The sequence below is a fragment of the Micrococcus sp. PSi08 genome, assembly GCF_054960655.1.
The window spans coordinates 1-22,087 of the sequence record NZ_JBHNYP010000015.1 but is presented as its reverse complement, the minus strand read 5'-3'; the positions used below and the strand labels follow the sequence as shown (position 1 = coordinate 22,087).

The window sequence follows — 22,087 nt, the reverse complement described above, 5'->3', positions numbered from 1 at the left end:
CTAGGCTGGGCGCATGCACGTCCTGAAGCCCGTGATCCGTGACTACGCCTGGGGCTCCCCCACGCTCCTCGCCGACCTGCAGGGACGCGAGCCCACCGGCCGCCCCGAGGCCGAGCTGTGGCTGGGCGACCATCCGGGCGCCCCGTGCGTCGCCGTCGTGGCGGACGGCGCCCACGTCGGCCTGGACGAGGTGGTGGCCGGGGACCCCGAGCGCTGTCTCGGGCCCGCCGCACCGGAGGGCCGTCTGCCCTTCCTCATGAAGCTGCTCGCCGCGGGCGCCCCGCTGTCCATCCAGGCGCACCCCACCCTGGAGCAGGCCCGCGCGGGCCACGCCGCGGAGGAGGCGGCCGGCGTGCCGGCCGACGCCCCGGAGCGCAACTACAAGGATGCGAACCACAAGCCGGAGATGCTGCTCGCCCTGACCCCCTTCGCGGCGATGTGCGGCTTCCGCTCCCCCGAGGTCTCCTCGGACAGCTTCGAGGCCCTGGCCCGCGCCCTCACGGAGCGGGCGGACGGGGACACGTCCGCCGTCGCCGTCGCCGCCGCCCGGATCAGCCAGACCCTCGCCGCCGGGGACCTCGAGGACGCGTTCACCTCGATCCTCGACCCGGACTCCGTGTGGGGCGCCCCCGGCGCCGTGGCGCAGGTCGTGGACGTGCTGCGGGCCGCGCCGGACCTGGCCGAGCGCGACCCCTCGCTGGCCACGGCCCTCGAGGCCGCCCAGCACCACCCGGACGACCCCGGCGTGGTGGTGGCCGTCCTGCTCAACCGCGTGGACCTGGCCCCGGGTCAGGCCATCCATCTGCCCGCCGGCAACGTGCACGCGTACCTGCACGGGCTGGGCGTGGAGGTCATGGCCGCCTCGGACAACGTGCTGCGCGGCGGGCTCACCCCGAAGCACGTGGACGTGCCCGAGCTGCGCCGCGTGGTCACCTTCGAGGCGCTGCCGGTGCCCTCCACCGAGCCCGAGCGCGTGGCCGACTCCGTGGTGGCCTTCCGCCCGCCGTTCGAGGAGTTCGAGCTGCTCCAGGCCACGCTCGAGGACGACGCCGTCCACGGGCTCGACGTGCACGGGCCCGGGATCGCGGTGGTCACCCGCGGCACGGCGAGCCTGGCCCTGGCAGGCCAGGAGATCGAGCTGGGCCCGGGCGAGGCCGTGTTCCTGCCCGCAGCGGAGACGGCGTCCGGCCCGCTGGCCGTCCGCGCCGCGGCCGGCGCCCCGGCGACGGTGCACGTGGCCGGCCTGCCGCGGGGCTGAGCCCGGCAGACCGGCCCGCGGGCTCAGCGGGCGTCGCGGTCCCCCAGCCACTTGGACCACTTCTTCACGTCGTGCTCGGCGTCCACGGTGCGGACCGTGCCGGACGACGAGCGCATCACGATGGACTGCGTGTGCACGCGGCCGTCGGCGAAGCGCACACCGCGCAGCAGGTCGCCGTCGGTGATGCCGGTGGCCGCGAAGTAGCAGTGGTCGGAGGTGACCAGCTCGTTCGTGGTCAGCACCGCGTCGAGGTCGAGGCCGGCGTCGAGGGCCTTCTGCTTCTCGGCGTCGTCGGTGGGGGCCAGGCGACCCTGGATGATGCCGCCGGTGGCCTTGATCGCGCACGCGGTGACGATGCCCTCGGGGGTGCCGCCGATGCCCATCATCATGTCCACGCCGGTGTCCGGGCGGGCGGCGGCGATGGCGCCGGCGACGTCGCCGTCCAGGATGAACTTCACGCGGGCGCCGGCCTGGCGGATCTCCTTGACCAGGCCCTCGTGGCGGGGGCGGTCCAGCACGCACACGGTCACCTGCGAGACGGGCTTGTCCAGGGCCTTGGCCACGAGGTTCACGTTCTGCTTCACCGGCAGGCGCATGTCCACGAAGTCGGCGGCCTCGGGGCCCACCACGAGCTTGTCCATGTAGAACACGGCCGACGGGTCGAACATGGTGCCGCGCTCGGCCACCGCGAAGACGGAGAGCGCGTTGTTGTAGCCCATGGCGGTCAGGCGGGTGCCGTCGATCGGGTCCACGGCCACGTCCACGGCGGCGCCGGAGCCGTCGCCGACCTGCTCGCCGTTGAACAGCATGGGGGCCTCGTCCTTCTCGCCCTCGCCGATCACCACGGTGCCGTCCATGGCCACGGTGTCCATGAACGCGCGCATCGCGTCCACCGCGGCGCCGTCCGCCTTGTTCTTGTCCCCGTAACCCACCCAGGGGCTCGCGGCGATGGACGCCGCCTCGGTCACCCGCACCAACTCCATGGCCAGGTTGCGGTCCGGGACGTGATTCTCGTAGCCGGTCTTCTCCGAGGACGCGCTGGTCATCGCTGCTCCGATCCTTGCTCGCGGCGCTCCGTCCGCACGGGACGGGGCGTGAGGGCGGCTCTGCCCCGGTCCTCATCCTACGGGGGCGGTCTCCCGCGGGTGGCACAATGCTGACCGTGAGCTCCGCCGACCCCCACTCCCCCGCCCCCCGCCCCGTCCTGACCGCCAAGCAGGCGCAGCGGGCCCGGCAGCCGTGGATGGCCATGGTGCTCTCCCTGGTGGCTCTGCTGGCGATCGTGGCCGTGGTCCTCCTGCTCAACCCGGAGCCGCCGCAGCGGCCCCGCGAGGACCGCGTCGACGTCGCCGCCGAGGCCGCCACGGTCCCCCACGACGACGGCGACCTGCCGGCCCTGGCGCCCGAGGTACCGGAGTCCTGGTACGCCAACTACGCCCGCCTGCAGAAGCTGGACGGCGTCTCCACGTGGGACGTCGGCTGGGTGGTCACGGACACGGTGTTCGCGGGCCTGCAGCAGGCCGAGGACGTCGACCCCACCTGGGTGAGCCTGCGGGTGGACCAGGTCCCGACGTCGGAGACGATCGAGATCGACGGGATCGCGTGGGACCTCCACGCCGATCCGAAGAAGCCGGAGCGACGGCTCGTGGCGGAGGTGGACGGCAGCACCGTGGTGCTGACCACCACCGGCGACCAGGCCGTCCTCGAAGACCTGGCGCACGGCGTCGCGAAGGAGACCCGATGACCCCCCACACCCGCCCCGAGACGACGCCGGCCCCCGACGTCGTCGTCCCCACCTCCGACCTGACCCCCGCCGAGGCGTGGGAGGTCCTCGCCGAGGGCAACCGCCGCTTCGTGGCGGGCGAGCCGAGCCACCCGAACCAGAACGCCGAGCGGCGCAGCGACCTGACCGCCGGTCAGGCCCCGGTCGCCGTGATCTTCGGCTGCGCCGACTCGCGCCTGGCGGCCGAGATCATCTTCGACCTCGGCCTCGGCGACGTGTTCGTGGTGCGCACGGCCGGCCACGTGATCGACGACGCCGTGCTGGGCTCCATCGAGTACGGCGTGGACGTGCTGGAGATCCCGCTCGTCATCGTCCTGGGCCACAACTCGTGCGGCGCCGTCACGGCGACGGTCGAGTCCTACATCTCCGGCACCATGCCGCGCGGGTTCGTGCGCCCCCTCGTGGAGCGCATCATCCCGTCCGTGCTGGCCGGGCGCCGCCGCGGACTGGAGGAGGTCGACGAGTTCGTGGCCGAGCACGTGGACCAGACCTGCGACCACCTCCTGGAGACCTCGCAGTCCGTCCGCGCGGCCGTCGAGTCGGGGCGCACCGCCGTCGTCGGGCTCACCTACTCGCTGTCCGAGGGCACCGCGCGACCGGGCCGCGTGCACGGCGACCTGGCGGTCTGACGACGTCGGGCGTCCGGTGCGGCACCGGGCGCCCACGCCGTCCTAGGATGTGACCATGACCGCAGAGAACACCGATCAGCAGTTCCGCATCGAGCACGACACCATGGGCGAGGTGAAGGTGCCGGTGAACGCGCTCTACCGTGCACAGACCCAGCGCGCCGTGGAGAACTTCCCGATCTCCGGCAAGGGCCTCGAGCCCGCCCACATCCACGCCCTCGCGCAGGTCAAGAAGGCCGCGGCCAAGGCGAACGCCGAGCTGGGCATCATCTCGCAGGAGCGCGCGGACGCCATCGTCGCCGCCGCGGACCAGGTCATCGCCGGCGACCACGACGACCAGTACCCGATCGACGTGTTCCAGACCGGCTCCGGCACCTCCTCCAACATGAACACCAACGAGGTGCTCGCCACCCTCGCCACCCGCGCACTGAAGGAGGCCGGCTCCGAGGACGAGGTGCACCCCAACGACCACGTCAACGCCTCCCAGTCCTCGAACGACGTGTTCCCGACCTCCGTGCACGTGGCCGTCACCGCCGCCCTCGTGAACGACCTCGTCCCGGCGCTGGACCACCTGGCCGTCTCCCTCGAGAAGAAGGCGGAGGCCTTCGCCGGCGTCGTGAAGTCCGGCCGCACCCACCTCATGGACGCCACTCCGGTGACCCTGGGCCAGGAGTTCGGCGGCTACGCCGCGCAGGTCCGCTACGGCATCGAGCGCATCCAGTCCGCGCTGCCGCGCGTGGCCGAGGTCCCGCTCGGCGGCACCGCCGTGGGCACCGGCATCAACACCCCGAAGGGCTTCTCCGCCCGCGTGATCGAGCTGCTCGCCGAGGAGACCGGTCTGCCGCTGACCGAGGCCCGCAACCACTTCGAGGCCCAGGCCAACCGTGACGGCCTCGTGGAGGCCTCCGGCCAGCTGCGGAACATCGCGTTCTCGCTCATGAAGATCAACAACGACCTGCGCTGGATGGGCTCCGGCCCGAACACCGGCCTCGGCGAGATCGCCCTCCCGGACCTGCAGCCGGGCTCCTCGATCATGCCGGGCAAGGTCAACCCCGTGATCTGCGAGGCCGCGATCATGGTGTGCGCCCAGGTGATCGGCAACGACACCACCGTCGCCCTGTCCTCCACCAACGGCGCGTTCGAGCTCAACGTGGGCATCCCCGTGATGGCCGCCAACCTGCTCGAGTCCATCCGCCTGCTGGCCAACACGACGCGCGTCATGGCGGACAAGATGATCGACGGCATCGAGGCCAACGAGGAGCGCTGCGCCTTCCTCGCCGGCGCCTCGCCGTCCATCGTGACCCCGCTGAACAAGGTGATCGGCTACGAGGCCGCCGCCAAGATCGCCAAGCACGCCGTCGCGAACAAGATGACCGTGCGCGAGGCCGTCGTGGACCTCGGCTACGTCGAGCGCGGCGAGATCACCGAGGAGCAGCTGGACAAGGCCCTGGACACCATGTCCATGACCCACCCGGAGTGATCCGGCGGATTCGGTGAGCGGCGCGACGCCGCCTCCCGGGCCACGACGCCGAGCGGCCGTCCTCCCGTGCGGAGGGCGGCCGCTCGTCGTTCACGCCAGCACCAGCACTCCGGCGGCCGCCGCCACCATCGCCGGCCCGAACGGCAGCGCCGTTCGCCCCGTCGCCCGGCCCGCGAGGACCAGCAGCCCCGCCACGACGCCGCCGAGCAGGATCGCGCCCACCCCGGCGGCGAGCACCGCCGTCGGACCGAGCACCCCCGTGTACACGCCCAGGCCGCCGGCGAGCTTCACGTCCCCCATCCCGAGGCCGCCGCGGCTGAGCACGTGCAGCGCGAGCATCGCCACGGTGTAGCCGAGACCGCCCAGCAGGCTGCAGAGGGCCAGGTCACCCCGGCCCGCCAGCAGCGCTCCCCCGGTCATCATCGCCAGCCCGCCCAGCGCCAGCCGCAGCGTCCATCGGTTCGACAGCCGATGCTCCCGCAGGTCCGTGCGCACGAGCACGCCCGAGCACACCGCGAACCACGCCAGCCCCAGGGTCCACAGCACCGCCGTCGCCGGCGCGCCGTGCGTCCACGCCCATCCCACTCCGCTCATGCGCCCAGCCTAGGCCGGGCGGCGCACCCGCCGGGCCGCCGTCCACAGGCGATCAGGCCACCTCGCGTTCACGGTCCGGCCACCCGGTGTTCTGCCGACAGCGCAACCGGGGCCGCCCATTGCGACGAGCCCTCGCGTGGGTCTACTGTGAAGTCACGAGCTTCCAGCCGTCTCATGGACGTACGGGGCTCACACAGACCCCATGGCCTCAATCCCGTTTCAAAGGGGCCATGGTGGCGGGCTTCCTCGGTCCCCCATCCCCCCTCCGCGGGGCCGAGCACCCCCGCCGGGGGCCGCTGCTTCGGCAGCGGCCCCTTTTTCATGACCGACCCCGCCGCCCGGCTCAGGCCCGGCCCTCCTCCAGCAGGTCCGTGACCAGCGCGGCGATCGGGGAGCGCTCGGAACGGGTCAGCGTCACGTGTCCGAACAGCGGGTGGCCCTTGAGGCGCTCCACCACGGCCGCGATGCCGTCGTGCCGGCCCACGCGCAGGTTGTCCCGCTGGGCGACGTCGTGGGTCAGCACGACCTTCGAGTTGCGGCCCATCCGGCTCAGCACCGTGAGCAGCACGTTCCGCTCGAGCGACTGCGCCTCGTCCACGATCACCCACGCATCGTGCAGCGAGCGGCCGCGGATGTGCGTCAGCGGCAGGATCTCCAGCATCCCGCGGTCCACCACCTCGTCCACCACGGACGGGGAGACCAGCGCACCCAGGGTGTCGAACACGGCCTGCGCCCACGGGCCCATCTTGTCGCCCTCGGAGCCGGGCAGGTAGCCGAGGTCCTGGCCGCCGACGGCGTACAGCGGGCGGAACACGACCACCCTGCGGTGCTCGCGGCGCTCCATCACGGCGTCGAGGCCCGCGCACAGCGCCAGCGCGGACTTGCCGGTGCCCGCGCGGCCGCCGAGGGAGACGATGCCCACGCTCGGATCCGTCAGCAGCTCGATGGCCAGCCGCTGCTCGGCGGAACGGCCGTGCAGGCCGAACACGTCGCGGTCCCCGCGCACCAGGCAGGCTCGGCCGCCCTCGCCGACCCGGGCCAGGGCGGAGCCCCGGGGCGCGGTGAGCACCAGCCCCGTGTTGACCGGCAGGCGGTCCGCCTCGGCCGGGGCCTCCTCCGGCCCGGTCTCGACGCCCGTGCCGGTCAGGGTCCCCAGCGGGACGCCGGCCAGGTCGACCTCGCCGTCGTCGTAGAGGGCGTCCAGCCGCTCCTGCGCCACGCTGAGGGAGACGGTGCCGCGCCAGCCCGAGTCACGCACGAGCTCGTGGCGGTACTCGTCCGCGGCGAGGCCCATGGCCGCCGCCTTCACGCGCATCGGCAGGTCCTTGGACACGACCGTGACCGTGGCGCCCTCGTCCGCGAGCGCCTTCGCGACGGCGAGGATGCGGGAGTCGTTGTCCGTGCCGCGGATGCCCAGGGGCAGCACGTCCACGGACACGTGGTTCAGTTCGATCCGCAGCGTGCCGCCCTCGGGGGTGATCGGCACGGGCTGGTCCAGCGCGCCGTGGCGGCCGCGCAGGTCGTCGAGCAGGCGCAGGGCCGTGCGCGCGTAGTAGCCGAGGTCGGGGTCGGCGCGCTTGGCCTCGAGCTCCGAGACCACCACGAGCGGCAGGACCACCTCGTGCTCGGCGAAGTGCAGCAGGGCGCGCGGGTCCGAGAGCAGCACGGACGTGTCCACCACGTAGGTCCGCAGGCCGGTCGCGTCCGCCGGCCCCGCCTCGGCACGCGCCTGGCCCGGCCGGCTCGACGGCTCCTGCCGGGTCTGCGCGTGCTCCACGAGCTCTGCCACCATGTCTGCCTCCTGTGCCGGTGAACCATGCGGGCGGGGGTCCGCCCACGGGCCACGCTAGGAAGCGGCGTCGTCCGCCGGGGCCCGGCACGGTGAACCCGGGATGAAGTCGCGGTGACGGTCCGTCCGGGCTCCGCCACGGCCCCGGCGTCCCGCGCTCCCTACACTGGAGGCGCGCCGCCGACGTCCCGACGGCCGCCCGCTCCCCGTCCCCAGGAGGGCCCTTGAGCATGCACCGCCCGTCCCCCGGCCTGCCCGATCTGCCGGGCGGCCCGGCCCCCGCCCCGACCCTGGCCGAGCGCGCCGGGGGCCGCCTGCTGGGCGCCGTCGCGCCCACCGCCGTGCTGATTGCGGCCATGTGGGTCGCGCAGTTCGTGCTGATCTTCCTGGGCCGGGTGATCATCCCCGGCGTGGGCCTGATCCCGCGGCGCCTCGACGGCCTCGACGGGGTCCTGTTCTCCCCCGTGCTGCACGCCGGCTGGGCCCACCTGATCGGCAACACGACGGCGCTGGTCGTCCTCGGTCCGCTGGCCGCCCTGGTCTCGCGCCGGCCGGTGGCCCTGCTCGTCTGCGCCTGGCTGGGCTCGGGCCTGCTGACCTGGGTGATCGGCACCCCGGGCGTGCACATCGGCGCCTCCGGGATCGTGTACGTGCTGATCGCGTTCCTGATCGTCTACGGGGTCGCGGTGCGGCGGATCGGGGCGGTCGTCGTCTCCGTGCTCGTTGCGCTCACGCACCTGGGCTCGAGCCTGATCGGCCTGCTGCCGGCCCCCGGCATCTCGTGGACCGGCCACCTGGCCGGGGCCGTCGTCGGGGTGCTGCTGGGCCTGTGGTGGGGCCGCGCCGACCGTCAGGTGCCGAACCGGCGCTGACGGCTGCCGTAGTCGCGCAGGGCACGCAGGAAGTCGACCTTGCGGAACGCGGGCCACATGGCCTCGCAGAAGTAGAACTCCGAGTACGCGGACTGCCAGAGCAGGAACCCGGAGAGCCGCTGCTCCCCGGACGTGCGGATGACCAGGTCCGGGTCCGGCTGGCCGCGCGTGTAGAGCCGGTCCGCGATCTGCTCGACGGTGACGGACTCGGCCACCTCCGCCGCGCTGTGGCCCAGGGCGTGCTCGTCCCGCAGCAGCTCGCGCACGGCGTCGAGGATCTCCTGGCGGCCCCCGTAGCCCACGGCCACGTTCACGTGCACGCCGTCGTGGCCCTTGGTCTGCTCGGCGACCTCGGCGAGCCGTCGCGCCATGGGCTCGGGGAGCAGGTCCACCGCGCCGACCGGCTGCACGCAGACGGGGGCGCGGCCCTCGGCCGGCTGGGCGAGGCGCTCCGCCGTCGTCTGGATGATCTCCAGGAGCGGGGCGAGCTCCTCCGCCGGACGCCGCAGGTTCTCGGTGGAGAGCATGTAGAGCGTGACCACGGGGATGCCGGCCTCGTCGCACCAGCCGATGAAGTCGAGGATGCGCTCAGCTCCGGCCTGGTGGCCCTGCTGCGTGGACGCCCCGAACGCGCGGGCCCAGCGACGGTTGCCGTCCACCAGCACGCCGATGTGCCGGGGCAGGCGCTCCGGGTCCAGGCCGCGCGTCAGCCGCCGCTCGTACAGGCGGTAGAAGGCCTCGGGTCGACCCACGGCGCGCTCCCCTCTCGGACGGTCCTGCGAGCCTCCAGGATACGCGCGCGGCACACAGCGACCATCCCGTGCCCCGGCCCCGGGCCGACCGACGACAATGGAGGCATGGACCCTGTGACACCCCTCCGCGAGACCGACGCCGCCCGTCGCCTGCGCTGGCGCATCGAGCGCATCCGCGACCCCGACCATCCGCTGTACAAGCCCCGACTGCGCGGTTGGATCCACGCGGTCATGGCGCCGCTGACGCTGGCGGCCGGCATCGTGCTCATCGTGCTCGCGCCGACCGCGACGCTGCGGTGGGCCAGCGCGGTCTACGCCGTGACGGGCCTGCTGCTGTTCGCGGTCTCGGCGACGTACCACCTGGTGCAGTGGAACGAGGGGGTCTCCCGTGTCCTCAAGCGGCTGGACCACACGAACATCATGTTGGTCATCGCCGGCACCTACACGCCGCTCTCCCTGGCCCTGCTGGCTCCGGACCGGGCGCGGGTGCTGCTCACCCTGGTGTGGGTGGGGGCCGTGGCCGGCGTCGCGTTCCGGGTGCTGTGGACGGACGCGCCGCGCTGGCTCTACACGCCGGTGTACGTGGCCCTCGGGCTGGCGGCGCTGCTCTACCTGGGCGACTTCTTCGCCGCGGATGCGGCGGCGGGGTGGCTGATCGTGGCCGGCGGCGTCGCGTACATCACGGGCGCGGTCTGCTACGCGCTGCAGGCCCCCACGATCCACCGCGAGTGGTTCGGCTTCCACGAGCTGTTCCACGCCTTCACGGTGGCCGGCTTCGTGTGCCACGCCGTCGCCATCTACCGGGCGGTGCTCGTCGTCACCTGAGCGTGTCGGGGACGGGGGTCTGCGCCCCGCCGGGCAGCGCCGAGGCCCGCAGACGCGCCGCTACGGTCATGCCGTAGCGGCGCGTCTGCGGGCCTCAAGGGTTCGGGCGTGGAGTCTCCGGCGCCGAGTCTCGGGCGTGCACGGGCCCGACGGCGGTCAGTCGCGTCCGGTGTCCGGGGCCTGGGGCTCCGGGGCCGGCTCCTGGAGGTAGCCGGGGTACTTCTCCTGCAGGCGGCGCAGCCGGTCCTCGGAGTCCGCGTCCAGGTGCTCGCCGCCCGCGCGGACCTCGTCCGGCAGGTGCTGCTGATGGCGCTCCACGAGCATGGCCTCGGCCTCCGGGGAGCGCTGCTGGACGCGGCGCACCGAGCGGACCATGACGCGGAAGACGATGATCGCCATGACCACCATGAGCGCGGTGAACAGGAACCCCTCGATGCCGGGGGTGACCTCCGCCTCCTCGAGCCCGGGGCGCAGCGTCGGCTCCGGGACGGCGGGCACCGGCGCGGGGCTCGCGGCCGCGAGCGCGGTGAGGACGAGGGGAAGGCCAGACAGGGGTGTCACGCCGCCCCACTCTACCGGCCCCGGCCGCACGGCCCGAGCCGGGTCGGCTCAGCGCAGGCCGGCGAAGAGGTCGTGCTCCGGCAGCTCGGAGGGCACGCGCGAGTCGATCAGCGCGAAGTCCTCCCACGGCCAGGCGCGCCGCTGCAGGTCGTGGGGGGCGTCGAAGAACATGCCGTCGGGGTCGATCTGCGTGCGGTGCGCCCGCAGGGCGGCGTCGCGCTCGTCGAGGAAGCCGGTGACGTCCACCTGCGTGGTGACGTCGTGGTCCGCGGTGACCCACGGCGGGATGACCTCCGGGTCGGGCACGTCCTCCCCGGCTTCACGGCGGCGCAGCACCTCGCGCATCGCGTCCATCGCATCGAACATCATCAGGCGTCGGGCGAACGGCACGTCCTCGCCGTCGGCCTCGGCCACCGCGGCCATCGTGCGGAACTTCCGCGGGTTGAAGCCGCAGTCGTAGTAGACCTTCGAGACCTCCCAGGCGGGCCCGGCCTCGGGGTACTCGTCGGCGAGGCCCGCGGCCCGGTACGCCTCCATCGTCACGGCGTGGGCCTGCAGGTGGTCCGGGTGGGGGTAGCCGCCGACCTCGTCGTAGGAGATGAGCACGTGCGGGCGGAACCGGCGCACGAGCGAGATCAGCGGGGCCGCCGCATCCCGGAGCGGGATCTCGGCGAAGCAGTTCGCCGGGAGGGCCGGCAGCGGATCCCCCTCGGGCAGGCCCGAGTCGAGGAAGCCGAGCCAGGCGTGCCGGATGCCGAGGATGCGCGCGGCCTCCGCCATCTCCTCGCGGCGCACGGCCGCGATGTCCCGGTCGGCCCGGGTGGTGTCCCCGAACGACGGGTTGAGCAGGGTGCCGGCCTCGCCGCCGGTGCACGTGACGACCATGACCTCGGCCCCGGCCGCCGCGTAGGCGGCCATCGTGCCGGCCCCCTTCGAGGACTCGTCGTCGGGGTGCGCGTGCACCGCCATGAGACGCAGCCCGGTGGAGGGCGGCAGGGCGGTGCCTGCGGCGGGCTGGGCCTGGGGGGTCTGATCGGTCACGTGGATCGCACACTCCTGTCCGGATGGCGGAGCCGCCGCGGGGGCGGCGGCGTGAGGGGGCGGGGCCGACGTCCTCATCGGCCTCCGGCGGCGGGCAGCGGCTAGGGTGGAGGGGATGTCTCACCACGCCCCCGCGGTTCGCGCGCAGGACCCCACATTAGCCAACCGGTACGGCACGGACCACACACGTCCGGGCCGTCGTCGGCTGTGGGCGGGCCTCGGCGGGCTCGGGCTGGTCGTGGCCGTGCTGCTGTCCGTGTGGATCGGCCTGAACATGTCCGTGGGCGCCATCGAGTACAAGGACGTCGGCTTCACCATCGAGGACGACGGCCACGCGACCGTCACCTTCCAGGCCTCCGTCCCGGAGGGCGTGCAGGCCGAGTGCGATGTGCTCGTCACCGACTCCCACGCCGCCCCCGTCGGCTTCCGCACCGTCCGCCTGGAGACCCTGCCGGCCGACCGGCGGGACTCCCCCTCGGACGCGCAGCAGCGCTACACCGTGGACGTGCGCACCGTGGTGCGGGGCGACTCCGGCGTCGTCGAGACCTGCCGCAAGGTCTGAACCCTCCCGGCCCGCTCCGCCCTCGGCGTAGCGGCCGCCTTTGGTGTGACGAACACCGCCCGGATAGACTCGTCGGAGCATTCCCGCCCCGCCGGTGAGTCAGGCAGGCGTCGCACGGAGCCCTCGGGGCACGCGCGTCCTCCTAATCGGCGGGGTCTTTCGCATGCGGGCGCGTCCGCCGGACGCGGATCGCGCGCCGGACCCGGTGTGCCGCGCCCCGGACTCCGCATCACCCGAGACAGAAAGGCGGAACAGAGCATGACCACCAGCCAGTCCGACGCCCCGTGGCTGACCCAGGAGGCGTACGACCGCCTCTCCAAGGAGCTCGAGCACATCTCCGGCCCCGGCCGCCAGGAGATCATCGAGCGCATCGAGGCCGCCCGCGATGAGGGCGACCTCAAGGAGAACGGCGGCTACCACGCCGCCCGCGAGGAGCAGTCCAAGAACGAGGGCCGCATCGCCGAGCTGAAGCACCTGCTCGAGACCGCCCGCGTGGGCGAGGCCGCCGAGAACGACGGCGCCGTGCACCCGGGCACCGTGGTGACCGCCGTCGTCGCCGGCGACGAGATGACCTTCCTCTTCGGCAACCGCGAGATCGCCGCGGACGACGAGTCGCTCGAGGTCTACTCCGAGCGCTCCCCGCTCGGCGAGGCCATCAACGGTGCCAAGAAGGGCGACAAGGTCTCCTACACCGCCCCGAACGGCAAGGACATCAAGGTCGAGGTCAAGGACGTCCAGCCCTACTCCGGCTGACCGACCCCGACTCCGACGACGGCCGCGGTCCCCTCCAGGGGCCGCGGCCGTCGTCCGTCCCGGGTCCCACCGCGCCCCCGTTGCTACTCTGGCCCCATGCTGACCGTCGAGAAGGCGCACCTGCTGCTCACCCGCGAGGACGGGCTCTCCGAGAGCCCCTCCCACCACCGCGTGGCCCTTGCGGCCGCCGCGCTGGCCGACCACCGCTCCGCCGGGATCGTGACCCTCGAGGACGTCCCCGTGGACCGGGCCCGCGTGCTCGTGACCGCGGCCGGCACCACCGGCGACCCCGTCCTGGACTCCTCCCTCGGACAGGTCGACGCCCTGGCCGGCCGACCGCTCGTGGCCACCCTGGCGGCCGGGAAGCCGGATCTGCGCAAGGCCGTCGTCGCCCATCTGACCGAGACCGGTCGCCTCACCGAGCGCAAGGCCTTCCTGGCCACCCGGCACGTCCCCCGCGGCACCGAGCGCGCCGAACTGCTCGCGCACCTGACCGCCGTGGTCCTGGACGAGGCCGAGCCCTCCGACGAGGACGTGCTCCTGCTCGGCGTGCTGCAGCACCTCAACCTGGCCCGACGCCTGCTGCCGGGCGTCCGCGAGCGCTACGACCGCCGCGAGATGGTCCGCCGCATCGAGACGCTGACGCGCGAGGACCTCCTGGTCCAGGCCGTGCGCCGCGCGGTGGGCGGGACCTGTGGCACCGTCACCGCGGCCGCCGCCGGCTCCGTGGCCTGAGCCGGCCCGGTCAGGGCAGCGGGGCCGGGCTGTAGCCGGCCGCGCGCAGCGCCTCCAGGACCTGGGCGGAGTGCTCGGCGCCGCGGGTCTCCATGTCGATCGTGATGTGCGCGCCGCCCATGGACAGCTCCGGGCCGACGCGGGTGTGGTCCACGCGCACCACGTTGGCGTCCGTGTCCGCGATGATCCGTGAGATCGTGGCCAGCTCGCCCGGGCGGTCCCGCAGTGGGATGCGCACGGTCATGTAGCGCCCCGCGGCCGACAGTCCGGCCTGGATGGACTTCAGCATGAGCATCGGGTCGATGTTCCCGCCGGAGAGGATCACGGCGGTGGTGCCGAGCTCGAAGCCCAGGTCCGCCGTGCGGCCCGCCAGCAGGGCGGCCACCCCGACGGCGCCCGCCGGCTCCACCACGAGCTTGGAGCGCTCGAGGAGGTGGACGAGGGCCGCGGCGATCTCGTCGTCCGTGACGGTCACGACGGCGTCCACCAGCTCGGCGGCGATCCGCAGCGGCAGGGCCCCGGGCTTGCCGACGGCGATGCCGTCCGCGATGGTGGACACGCTCTCCAGCACCTGGACGCGGCCCTCCTCGAGGGAGCCGGGGAACGCGGCGGCGGTGGCCGCCTGCACCCCGATGACCCGCACCGTGCGCCCACGACGCCGGGCGGCCTCCTTGAGGGCCACGGCCGTGCCGGCGATGAGTCCCCCGCCGCCGATGCCCATGATCACGGTGTCCACGTCCGGCAGCACGTCGAGGATCTCGAGGCCGACGGTGCCCTGGCCCGCGATCACGGCCGGGTCGTCGAACGGCGGGATGAACACGGCACCGGTCTCCGTGGCCCACCGCTGCGCCTCGGCGAGGGACTCGTCCACGGTGGAGCCGTGCAGGACGACCTCGGCACCGTGGTCCCGGGTGGCCTGGAGCTTGGGCAGGGCGACGCCGTGCGGCATGAAGATGCGGGCGCGGATGCCGAGCTTGGCGGCCGCGAGGGCGACGCCCTGGGCGTGGTTGCCGGCCGAGGCGGCCACGACGCCGCGGCCGCGCTCCTCCTCGCTCAGCTGCGCCATCCGCACGTAGGCGCCGCGGACCTTGAACGAGCCGGCCCGCTGCAGGTTCTCGCACTTCAGGTGCACGTCCGTGCCCACGGCCCGGGAGAGCGCCCGGGAGTGCTGCAGCGGGGAGCGCTCGGCGATCCCGCGCAGCGTCTCGCGCGCCCGCTCGATCTCCCCGAGGGTGACGGGCAGCTCCGCCGGGGTCGGCGGGCCGCCGGCGGGCCGCACCCACCGGGGCGACGGCGTCGGGACGGTCCGGTCCGGGGTGTCCGTGGCCTGCGCCGCGCCCATCAGGCGCCGTCCCCGTGCCGGGTGCCCGCGTCGGCCTCGGAGGCGAGGGCGGCGTCCTCGTGCGTCGAGGGGCGGTACCGGTGGGAGCCGGCCGTCTCGTCCTCCGCGCCGCCCGGTTCGAGGGCGTGGTCCGTCCGCTCCGTGAGCTCCTCGGGGGTGTCGGCGGTGAGGGCGCGGACGAAGCTGTTCACGAAGGCCAGCACCGGCACGGCGAACACGGCGCCCGCCAGGCCGAGGACGGTGGAGCCGGCGGCGACGGCCAGGAACACGGCCAGCGGGTGCAGCGCGACGGCCTTGCCCATCACGAGCGGCTGCAGGACGTTCGATTCGATCTGCTGCACGAGCAGCACCACGCCCAGCATGAGCAGCGCGTTGACCAGGCCGTTGGACATCAGTGCCAGGAGCACCGCCATCGCGCCGGTCAGGGTGGCGCCGATCATCGGGATGAACGAGGCCAGGAACACGAGCACGGCCAACGGGATGGCCAGCGGCACGCCCAGGATCAGGGCACCGATGCCGATGCCGACGGCGTCGATGAACGCCACGAAGATCTGGACCCGCACGTAGGAGCCGAGCGACTGCCAGCCCGAGCGGCCCGCGCGGCCCACGGTGGCCCGGTGCGCCTTCGGCACGAAGATCAGCAGGAAGCGCCAGATGCGGTCGCCGTCGTAGAGGAAGAAGATCAGGGAGAACAGGGCGATGAACAGGCCCGCACCGATGTTGACGGCCGTGGAGCCGAACGAGACGGCGCTGTTCATGACCGTGGCGGAGTTGTCCCGCAGCGTCTGCCACAGGCCCTCCAGCCCGGCACCGGACCGGGGGATCTCCACGCCCACGCCGGCCAGCCAGGCGATCGCGTCGTCGACGGCCTGGCCCAGTTGGCCGCCCAGTTGGGCGAAGCCCTGGACGATCTGCTGACCGGCGAGCCCCATGAGGCCCACCACGACGACGACCAGCAGCAGCACGCACAGCAGGGCGGCCGCGACGCCCGGCACCTTGATGCGCCGCATCGCCTGGAACACCGGGGCCAGCAGCGTGGCCAGCAGCGCGGCCACGAGGATCGGGATCACCACGAGGCTCACGAAGCCCAGCAGGTACACCACGACGCCGATGCCGATGACGACGGCCACCAGCCGCCAGGACCAGGCCGCGGCCACCGTCAGCCCGTAGGGCACGTCCTTGTCGATCTTGGTCTGGGCCGCCAGGGTCGAGCTCACGCGCGATCCTCCTCGTGTGGGTGGTCGGGGACATGGGGGGTCAGACCCCACTGGACGCTCCAGCGGGCGTGCGGGACGAGCCGGTGCAGGCCCTCCCCCGAGTTCAGGGCGTCCGCGGGAGCGGTGAGCGGCTCCACCGCTAGTGCCGTGTCACGGCCGGGCAGCCGGTCCGTGACGAAGACGTGGGTGTAGGCGAACGCGTGGTCGGTCCACAGGGTCACGGCGCGGCCGTCCGCGGCGAGCAGGGTCTGGCGGTGCCGGCCGTCGGCGTCCGGGGTCAGGCCGGTGAGGCACACGTCCAGGGCGGCCTCGCCCACGGCCCGGCCGCGGCGGAAGTCCAGGTCGGTGCCGTCCACCGGCAGGGTCTCCACGGGGATGAGGTCCTCCCCCGTGCGGATCCAGGCGTCCGCGGGCACGCGCAGGCTCAGCTCCGCCGTCGGGACGTCCCCGATCCGCAGGAACGGGTGGGAGCCGACCGCCACGGGCACGGTGGCGTCCGTGTGGTTCTGCACCTCGGCGGTGACGGTGAGGCCGCCGTCCGCCTCGAGCTCGTACGTGACGCGGTGGGTGAGCCGGAACGGCCAGCCGTGCTGGGGGTGGATCTCACCGCGCAGGGTCACCGCGTGGGCGGAGAACGTCTCGGTGACGAAGTGGGTGTTGCGCAGCAGGCCGTGGCTGGCGTGGCCGCGCGCGGGTTCGGTGACGTCCAGGCGCTGCTCGACGCCGTCCAGGATCCAGCGGGCGCCGGCGACGCGGTTCGGCCACGGGCTCATCTGGATGCCGTTGGCGGCGGGCGGGACCACGTCCTGGCCGTACGGCTCGGTCAGGTCCACGCCGCCCACGCGGTACCTGCGCAGGGCACCGGCCAGGCCGACGACGACGGCCTCCGCGGACCCGCGGTGCAGGCGGTGCTGGGTGCCGGTGGCGTCCGGGGCCCCGAAGGCGGGCAGGTCGCTGGTCTCGGTCACGGGACCTCCTGAGTGGCGGCGAGGGACCCCCTCAATCTACGCCCTCGCGGACGCAGACCGCCCCGGCCCTGTGCAGGACCGGGGCGGCGGTGCGGGTCTCCGTGCGGGGACGGGGCGCCGGTCAGTCGTTGCCGCGCAGGATGGAGAGGATGCGCAGGATCTCGACGTACAGCCAGATCAGGGTCACGGTCAGGCCGAAGGCCACGGACCAGGAGTACTTCTGCGGGGCGCCGTTCTTCACGCCCACGGCGGCCATCTCGAAGTCCATCGTCAGCGAGTACGCGGCCAGCAGCACGGCGATCGCGCCGATGATCAGGCCCAGGCCGCCGGTGCGCAGGTTCGCGATGCCCGTCCAGGTGAGGACCAGGTTGACGAGCATGAAGACGAGGTAGCCCAGCATGGCCGCCATGACGATCTTCGTCATGCGCGGGGTCGGGCGGAACTTGCCCGAGGTGTACAGGGCCAGCATCACCGCGAACACGGAGAAGGTGCCGAGCACGGCCTGCACCACGATGCCCGGGTAGGCGCCCTCGAAGAACGCCGAGATGCCGCCGAGGAACAGGCCCTCGGCCAGGGCGTAGAGCATGATCAGCACGGGCGAGGGCTCGCGCTTGAACGCGTTGACCAGGCCCAGCACGAGGCCGGCGATCGCGCCGATGATCATCAGGCCCGGCGAGAACCAGCCCACGGCGCCCGCCACCACGACGAGCACGAGCATCAGGCCGGTCTTGCCGACGACGTCGTTGAAGGTCATCCGGCCGGTCTGCTCCGGGCCGGCGGAGGGCGCGCGGAAGGCGTCCTCCATGGACTGCTGGTGCGCGTACTGCTGGGCCGCCTGGCCGGCGCCGAACGCCTGGGCCTGGCCGTACGGGCTCTGCTGCTGGCCGTACGGGGACTGCGCGGACTGCTGCCCGCCCTGGTACCAACCGGGCTGCGCCTGTCCGCCGCCCTGCATCTGCTGCTGGAAGTTCTGAGAGTTCATGACCGGATTCGCCACGGCTCGCTCCTTCGGGTCGAGTCGGCCCGGTCGCACGCCGCCGCAGTGAGCAGCGCTCGTGCCCCGGGGTTCAGCACGATCCTATCGGGATGTCTGCGTCCGCGCGCGGGGCGGAGCGTGGATCCGCGCCGGTTCACCGGCTGTTCACGGTGGGCGCAGAAGCGAGGCGCGCGGGGAGACGCGTGGTGCCCCCGGCGGGACTCGAACCCGCAACACGCCGATTTTAAGTCGGCCGCCTCTGCCAGTTGGGCCACGGGGGCGTGGCGGGCCCGTGGACGCGGGCCCGGGTGCGGACGACGCCGGCCCCGTCCGATGCACTCGGACGGGGCCGGCGGCCCGCTGGCTGCGGGATCAGCCCTTCGAGGACTCGAGGGCCCGCTGCCGCTCGAAGCGGCCGGGCTCGAGCTCGACGCCGGCGGCGCGGCGGAACGGGTTGAACGGGGTGTCCAGGCCCGCCACCGAGGTGGAGTCGCGGCCGAACAGGGTCTCGGCGACCCAGCCGGAGAGGATCCGGAAGCGGCGGTCCAGGGTGGGCATCGCGTAGGCGTGGTAGCCGCGGTGCGCCAGGAAGGCGGCCGGGCCGGAGATCTTCACGCCGAGCGGGTTGCCAACGCCCTTGAAGAAGCCCAGGCCGGCGACGGCGCCGAGCGACTTGTGCACGTACTCCTGCACCTCGCCCTCGCCGTGGCGGACGGCCATGTAGTTGGCGGCCAGCTGCTTGGCCTGACGGCCGGCGTGCTGGGCGTTCGGGACGCAGAACCCGCCGGGGCCCGCGCCGGTCAGGTCCGGGACGGCGCAGACGTCGCCGCAGCCCCAGGCGCCCTCGAGCACGCCGTCCTCCCCGTCCTTGACCTGGAGGGTGGGGGTGACCTCGATGCGGCCACGCTCCTCGACCGGGAAGTCGGTCTGCTTGGCGACGGCGTTGGCGGCCACGCCCGCGGTCCACACGAGGGTGTCGGCCCCGAACTTCTCCTTCTCGGACTTGTCCTTCATGTCCACGAGGGTCATGATCCCGTCCGTGGCGTCGCCCAGCGAGGTGTTGAGCAGGACCTCGATGCCGCGGTCCTTCAGGTGCTCCACCACGCCGACGGCCTGGTCCTCGCCGACCTCGGGCATGATGCGGCCCATCGCCTCGACGAGCACGATGCGGACCTCGGACTGGGACAGGCGCGGGTTACGGGCGACGGCGGTGCGGATGAGGTGCTCCATCTCGCCCACGGTCTCGATGCCGGCGAAGCCGCCGCCGACCACCACGAAGGTCAGGGCGCGACGACGGGCCTCGGCGTCCACCATGAGGGAGGCGGCATCCAGGCGCTCCAGGATCTGGTTGCGCAGCGTCACGGCCTCCTCCACGGTCTTCAGACCGATGCCGTGCTCGCCCAGGCCCTTGATCGGGAAGACGCGGGTGGTGGCGCCGGCGGTCATGGCGATGTCCTGGTAGGGCAGCTCGAACTCGTGGCCGTCCTCGCCGCGCACGGTGGCGACACGGCGGGCGTGCTCCACCTTCACGACGGTGCCGCGCAGCACCTCGGCGTCCTTGAGATGCGTGGCGAGGTCCACGACGACGTTGCGCCCCACGATGTGGCCGCCGACGACCTCGGGCAGGAACGGCTGGTACGTCATGTACGGCAGCGGGTCCACGACGGTCACGACGCCGCCGCGGTCCTTGACCTTGGTCTGCAGCTCCTTCGCGAGCTGGAAACCGGCGTAGCCGCCGCCGACGATCAGCAGGCGCGGCTTGGGAGACAGTTCAGGAGTGAGAGACATACCGCCAGTCTACGCACGCACCGGCCCCGCCCCTCCATCTTCCGCCGCCGTGATCAGGACCGCAGCGAGAGCACGATCCCGTCCAGGATGTCGTGCTCGCTCGCCCAGGCCTCGGTGACGCCCGCGGTCTCGGCCACCCGCTCCAGGACGGTGCTCCACAGCAGCGCGCCCGCGCCGATCACGTCCACCCGTCCCGGGTGCATGAACCCCCGCTCGGAGCGCTCGGCCCGGGTCGCGGCCACGAGGCCCTCCGCCGCCGCGCGGAACTCCGCGATCGGCAGGCGCGCGCCGTGGATGGCCTCGGGCTCGTACGTGCTGAGCCCGAGGGCCTCGGCGGTCACGGTGGTCACCGAGCCGGCCACGCCGACTACGCGGGCCACGCGTTCCAGCGGCAGGCGGGCGGCGGCGTCGTCGAGGAGGCGGCGGGCGTCCGCGCGGGCCGCGGCGACCTCGTCCGACGTCGGGGGGTCGGAGCGCAGATGACGCTCGGTGAACCGCACGCAGCCCATGTCCAGGCTGACCGCGCCCACGACCTCGCCCGCAGGCGTGCCGACGACCAGCTCGGTGGAGCCGCCGCCGAGGTCCACGACGAGCACGAGGTCCTCCGGGCCCAGGTCCGCGGTCTCGACGGCGGAGACGGCGCCCGCGAAGGACAGGGCGGCCTCCTCGGCGCCCGAGACGACCTCCGGCTCGACGCCGAGCCGCTCCCGGACGCCGTCGACGAACGCGGCCCGGTTGGAGACGTCCCGGCTGGCGGAGGTGGCCACGAACCGGACCCGGCCGGCGTGGTGGCGCTGGACCAGGCGGGCGTACTCGTCCACCGCCGCGAAGGTGCGCTCCAGCGCGGCGTCGGAGAACGCGCCGGTGGCGTCCACGCCCTCGCCCAGGCGCACCACGCGCATCTCGCGCACGACGTCGGCCAGCGGCGCCGTCGGGTCGGCCACGGCGCCGGTGGTCTCATCCGTCCCGGCCGGCCGGGAGATCAGCAGGCGGATGGAGTTCGTGCCGCAGTCCACGCCGGCCACCGTGACCTCCTTGAGCGCGGCGACGCGTTCGAGGTGCCTCACGTGCCGGGACAGGTCCTTCGTGGGCACCGCCGCGGCCTCGTCCCACGCGCCCTCGCACGCGCAGACCTCGGGCGTCCACCACGGGGCCACCAGGGCGATCGCCTCGTCACCGAGCGGGTTCACCCCCGGCCCGGCCGCGAGCGCGTGGCCCACGAGGGCGTGCAGGCACTTCACGCGCTCGGGCATGCCGCCGGCCGAGACCCCGGCGATCTCCGGGACGGGCCCCGTGCCGGCCTCGGCCCCGACCCGGTCCCGCTCGGCGATGTAGGCCTCGTGCGCGGCGCGGTGCGCGGCCGCGAGCGCGGGATCCTGGGCGAGGCGGTCGTTCATGCGCGCCATCTCCCCGTCCGCCTCCACGCGCGAGACCGCCGCCGTCAGCACGGGGTGCGTCAGGTAGAAGGTCGTGGGGAACGGGATGCCGTTGGAGAGGCGCGGCGCGGTGGTCGCCACGAGGGGGTTGCCGCACACGCAGCGGGCGCCGATCTCCACGACGTCCCGGACCGGGCGGCCGAGCTGGCGGGACAGGGTGTCCAGGTCCTGCTCGGTGACGGTGCGGTCCTGGGCGGGGCGGGGGCTGACGGTCATGGTGTCCTCGGGGGTGCGGGGATGGTGCGGGCGGGGGCGGGACGCGGGGCTCACTCGAGCCCGGCGCGGACGGCCGAGTCCCACAGGCCCTCGGCCCACGGCAGGCGGGTGTTGACGGTCTCGTCCGCGCCGGCGGCGGGCGTGTCCTCGACCTCGGTGTCGGTGTCGGTCTCGGAGGGCAGCCCCGTCACGGAGTACAGGGTCTCCCCCGGCATGACCAGCTCGAGACGCTCGCGCGCCTGTTGGGTCACGTAGGCGGGGTCGTCCCACAGCTGGATCCGCCGCTCGTAGTCCTCGCGCTGGGCCTGCATGGCGGCGATCTCCTCGCGCGCGGCCGAGATCTCCAGCTGCTGGTTCAGGAACGCGCGCAGCGTGGGGGCCACCAGGACGGCGGCCAGCAGCAGCACGGCGACGACGATGAGCGAGCGGCCCGTGATCTGCCGGGCCGGCACCGGCTCCGGCAGCGGGGCCCGACGGCGGGCGGGTCCGGCTCAGTCGGCGGCCAGGGCGGCG

At 73.6% G+C, this 22,087-nt stretch carries 22 protein-coding genes and 1 tRNA gene; 9 read left to right on the top strand and 14 right to left on the bottom strand.

Translation table 11 applies throughout. From position 1 onward, the window contains the following. Window positions 1-13: 13 nt before the first annotated feature. A complete protein-coding gene (gene manA, locus ACFI33_RS06740) occupies window positions 14-1,258 on the top strand; it encodes a mannose-6-phosphate isomerase, class I (RefSeq protein WP_036316314.1) in 1,245 nt (414 codons plus the stop codon). A gap of 23 nt (window positions 1,259-1,281) precedes the next feature. Here manA and glpX read toward each other — a convergent pair whose 3' ends face one another. Beyond that, entirely contained in the window at window positions 1,282-2,304 is a 1,023-nt protein-coding gene (gene glpX, locus ACFI33_RS06735; protein ID WP_020624637.1) for a class II fructose-bisphosphatase, read from the bottom strand. 107 nt (window positions 2,305-2,411) lie between these two features. Here glpX and ACFI33_RS06730 point away from each other — a divergent pair, with 107 nt between their 5' ends. Genes ACFI33_RS06730 through ACFI33_RS06720 form a run of 3 tightly spaced genes read left to right on the top strand, consistent with a single transcriptional unit; the run spans window position 2,412 to window position 5,147 of the window. Continuing rightward, entirely contained in the window at window positions 2,412-3,002 is a 591-nt protein-coding gene (locus tag ACFI33_RS06730; protein WP_036316317.1) for a DUF4245 domain-containing protein, read from the top strand. Beyond that, on the top strand, window positions 2,999-3,670 hold the full coding sequence (locus tag ACFI33_RS06725) for a carbonic anhydrase (RefSeq protein ID WP_002854504.1): 672 nt from the start codon (window positions 2,999-3,001) through the stop codon (window positions 3,668-3,670). The genes ACFI33_RS06730 and ACFI33_RS06725 overlap by 4 nt, the downstream gene beginning before the upstream one ends. Window positions 3,671-3,725: 55 nt before the next feature. Continuing rightward, entirely contained in the window at window positions 3,726-5,147 is a 1,422-nt protein-coding gene (locus ACFI33_RS06720) for a class II fumarate hydratase (protein ID WP_036316319.1), read from the top strand. A 90-nt stretch (window positions 5,148-5,237) separates the two neighbouring features. Here ACFI33_RS06720 and ACFI33_RS06715 read toward each other — a convergent pair whose 3' ends face one another. Continuing rightward, window positions 5,238-5,741, bottom strand: coding sequence for a prepilin peptidase (locus tag ACFI33_RS06715; RefSeq protein WP_036316321.1), 504 nt, complete (start codon window positions 5,739-5,741; stop codon window positions 5,238-5,240). Between the two features lie 343 nt (window positions 5,742-6,084). After that, window positions 6,085-7,533: a PhoH family protein gene (locus tag ACFI33_RS06710; RefSeq protein WP_036316323.1), complete on the bottom strand. Its 1,449-nt coding sequence runs from the start codon at window positions 7,531-7,533 to the stop codon at window positions 6,085-6,087. 227 nt (window positions 7,534-7,760) lie between these two features. On the opposite strand from ACFI33_RS06710, the gene ACFI33_RS06705 reads away from it, so the two are divergent. Continuing rightward, window positions 7,761-8,402: a rhomboid family intramembrane serine protease gene (locus tag ACFI33_RS06705; RefSeq protein WP_235187752.1), complete on the top strand. Its 642-nt coding sequence runs from the start codon at window positions 7,761-7,763 to the stop codon at window positions 8,400-8,402. On the opposite strand, the gene ACFI33_RS06700 is transcribed toward ACFI33_RS06705, so the two are convergent. Next, window positions 8,381-9,154 (bottom strand): isoprenyl transferase, encoded by a 774-nt coding sequence (locus ACFI33_RS06700; RefSeq protein ID WP_041105013.1) that lies wholly within the window; start codon window positions 9,152-9,154, stop codon window positions 8,381-8,383. The genes ACFI33_RS06705 and ACFI33_RS06700 overlap by 22 nt on opposite strands. Window positions 9,155-9,259: 105 nt before the next feature. Here ACFI33_RS06700 and trhA point away from each other — a divergent pair, with 105 nt between their 5' ends. Then, window positions 9,260-9,979 (top strand): PAQR family membrane homeostasis protein TrhA, encoded by a 720-nt coding sequence (trhA, locus tag ACFI33_RS06695; protein ID WP_248086712.1) that lies wholly within the window; start codon window positions 9,260-9,262, stop codon window positions 9,977-9,979. A gap of 156 nt (window positions 9,980-10,135) precedes the next feature. Here trhA and ACFI33_RS06690 read toward each other — a convergent pair whose 3' ends face one another. After that, complete coding sequence (locus tag ACFI33_RS06690; protein ID WP_036339985.1) at window positions 10,136-10,540, bottom strand: hypothetical protein; 405 nt, start codon at window positions 10,538-10,540, stop codon at window positions 10,136-10,138. A 48-nt stretch (window positions 10,541-10,588) separates the two neighbouring features. Then, the gene (gene mca, locus ACFI33_RS06685) at window positions 10,589-11,581 is read right to left on the bottom strand and encodes a mycothiol conjugate amidase Mca (RefSeq protein ID WP_010079320.1); all 993 of its coding nucleotides are present in this window, start codon (window positions 11,579-11,581) and stop codon (window positions 10,589-10,591) included. Window positions 11,582-11,696: 115 nt separating this feature from the next. On the opposite strand from mca, the gene ACFI33_RS06680 reads away from it, so the two are divergent. The 3 genes from ACFI33_RS06680 to ACFI33_RS06670 all read left to right on the top strand — a co-directional run bounded on the left by ACFI33_RS06680 (window position 11,697) and on the right by ACFI33_RS06670 (window position 13,631). Then, the gene (locus ACFI33_RS06680) at window positions 11,697-12,143 is read left to right on the top strand and encodes a DUF4307 domain-containing protein (protein ID WP_002856530.1); all 447 of its coding nucleotides are present in this window, start codon (window positions 11,697-11,699) and stop codon (window positions 12,141-12,143) included. A gap of 258 nt (window positions 12,144-12,401) precedes the next feature. After that, a complete protein-coding gene (gene greA / locus ACFI33_RS06675; protein ID WP_002856531.1) occupies window positions 12,402-12,896 on the top strand; it encodes a transcription elongation factor GreA in 495 nt (164 codons plus the stop codon). Window positions 12,897-12,992: 96 nt separating this feature from the next. Next, entirely contained in the window at window positions 12,993-13,631 is a 639-nt protein-coding gene (locus ACFI33_RS06670) for a GPP34 family phosphoprotein (RefSeq protein ID WP_041102933.1), read from the top strand. Between the two features lie 10 nt (window positions 13,632-13,641). On the opposite strand, the gene ilvA is transcribed toward ACFI33_RS06670, so the two are convergent. The 8 genes from ilvA to ACFI33_RS06630 form a co-directional block, all read right to left on the bottom strand. Continuing rightward, entirely contained in the window at window positions 13,642-14,973 is a 1,332-nt protein-coding gene (ilvA, locus tag ACFI33_RS06665; RefSeq protein WP_462623839.1) for a threonine ammonia-lyase, read from the bottom strand. After that, window positions 14,973-16,190 (bottom strand): AI-2E family transporter, encoded by a 1,218-nt coding sequence (locus ACFI33_RS06660; RefSeq protein ID WP_462623837.1) that lies wholly within the window; start codon window positions 16,188-16,190, stop codon window positions 14,973-14,975. Before ACFI33_RS06660 ends, ilvA begins: the two co-directional genes overlap by 1 nt. Continuing rightward, window positions 16,187-17,158, bottom strand: a complete 972-nt coding sequence (locus ACFI33_RS06655) for an aldose 1-epimerase family protein (RefSeq protein WP_462623835.1) — start codon at window positions 17,156-17,158, stop codon at window positions 16,187-16,189. The genes ACFI33_RS06660 and ACFI33_RS06655 overlap by 4 nt, the downstream gene beginning before the upstream one ends. 121 nt (window positions 17,159-17,279) lie before the next feature. Then, window positions 17,280-18,155 carry a Bax inhibitor-1/YccA family protein gene (locus ACFI33_RS06650; protein WP_036339974.1) on the bottom strand — a complete coding sequence of 292 codons (876 nt, stop codon included), beginning with the start codon at window positions 18,153-18,155 and terminating at the stop codon, window positions 17,280-17,282. Window positions 18,156-18,338: 183 nt separating this feature from the next. Beyond that, a tRNA-Leu gene (locus tag ACFI33_RS06645) sits at window positions 18,339-18,415 on the bottom strand. A gap of 91 nt (window positions 18,416-18,506) precedes the next feature. Next, window positions 18,507-19,922, bottom strand: coding sequence for an NAD(P)/FAD-dependent oxidoreductase (locus tag ACFI33_RS06640; RefSeq protein ID WP_070709479.1), 1,416 nt, complete (start codon window positions 19,920-19,922; stop codon window positions 18,507-18,509). Between the two features lie 53 nt (window positions 19,923-19,975). After that, window positions 19,976-21,574: a DUF501 domain-containing protein gene (locus tag ACFI33_RS06635; protein ID WP_070709481.1), complete on the bottom strand. Its 1,599-nt coding sequence runs from the start codon at window positions 21,572-21,574 to the stop codon at window positions 19,976-19,978. Window positions 21,575-21,624: 50 nt separating this feature from the next. Continuing rightward, the gene (locus tag ACFI33_RS06630; RefSeq protein ID WP_462623833.1) at window positions 21,625-22,026 is read right to left on the bottom strand and encodes an FtsB family cell division protein; all 402 of its coding nucleotides are present in this window, start codon (window positions 22,024-22,026) and stop codon (window positions 21,625-21,627) included. Between the last annotated feature and the right edge of the window lie 61 nt (window positions 22,027-22,087).

Coding starts and splice junctions, on each gene's coding strand:
- manA (WP_036316314.1), top strand. CDS start 14: ATGCACGTCCTGAAGCCCGTGATCCGTGACTACGCCTGGGGCTCCCCC.
- glpX (WP_020624637.1), bottom strand. CDS start 2,304: ATGACCAGCGCGTCCTCGGAGAAGACCGGCTACGAGAATCACGTCCCG.
- ACFI33_RS06730 (WP_036316317.1), top strand. CDS start 2,412: ATGCTGACCGTGAGCTCCGCCGACCCCCACTCCCCCGCCCCCCGCCCC.
- ACFI33_RS06725 (WP_002854504.1), top strand. CDS start 2,999: ATGACCCCCCACACCCGCCCCGAGACGACGCCGGCCCCCGACGTCGTC.
- ACFI33_RS06720 (WP_036316319.1), top strand. CDS start 3,726: ATGACCGCAGAGAACACCGATCAGCAGTTCCGCATCGAGCACGACACC.
- ACFI33_RS06715 (WP_036316321.1), bottom strand. CDS start 5,741: ATGAGCGGAGTGGGATGGGCGTGGACGCACGGCGCGCCGGCGACGGCG.
- ACFI33_RS06710 (WP_036316323.1), bottom strand. CDS start 7,533: ATGGTGGCAGAGCTCGTGGAGCACGCGCAGACCCGGCAGGAGCCGTCG.
- ACFI33_RS06705 (WP_235187752.1), top strand. CDS start 7,761: ATGCACCGCCCGTCCCCCGGCCTGCCCGATCTGCCGGGCGGCCCGGCC.
- trhA (WP_248086712.1), top strand. CDS start 9,260: ATGGACCCTGTGACACCCCTCCGCGAGACCGACGCCGCCCGTCGCCTG.
- ACFI33_RS06680 (WP_002856530.1), top strand. CDS start 11,697: ATGTCTCACCACGCCCCCGCGGTTCGCGCGCAGGACCCCACATTAGCC.
- greA (WP_002856531.1), top strand. CDS start 12,402: ATGACCACCAGCCAGTCCGACGCCCCGTGGCTGACCCAGGAGGCGTAC.
- ACFI33_RS06670 (WP_041102933.1), top strand. CDS start 12,993: ATGCTGACCGTCGAGAAGGCGCACCTGCTGCTCACCCGCGAGGACGGG.
- ilvA (WP_462623839.1), bottom strand. CDS start 14,973: ATGGGCGCGGCGCAGGCCACGGACACCCCGGACCGGACCGTCCCGACG.
- ACFI33_RS06640 (WP_070709479.1), bottom strand. CDS start 19,922: ATGTCTCTCACTCCTGAACTGTCTCCCAAGCCGCGCCTGCTGATCGTC.
- ACFI33_RS06635 (WP_070709481.1), bottom strand. CDS start 21,574: ATGACCGTCAGCCCCCGCCCCGCCCAGGACCGCACCGTCACCGAGCAG.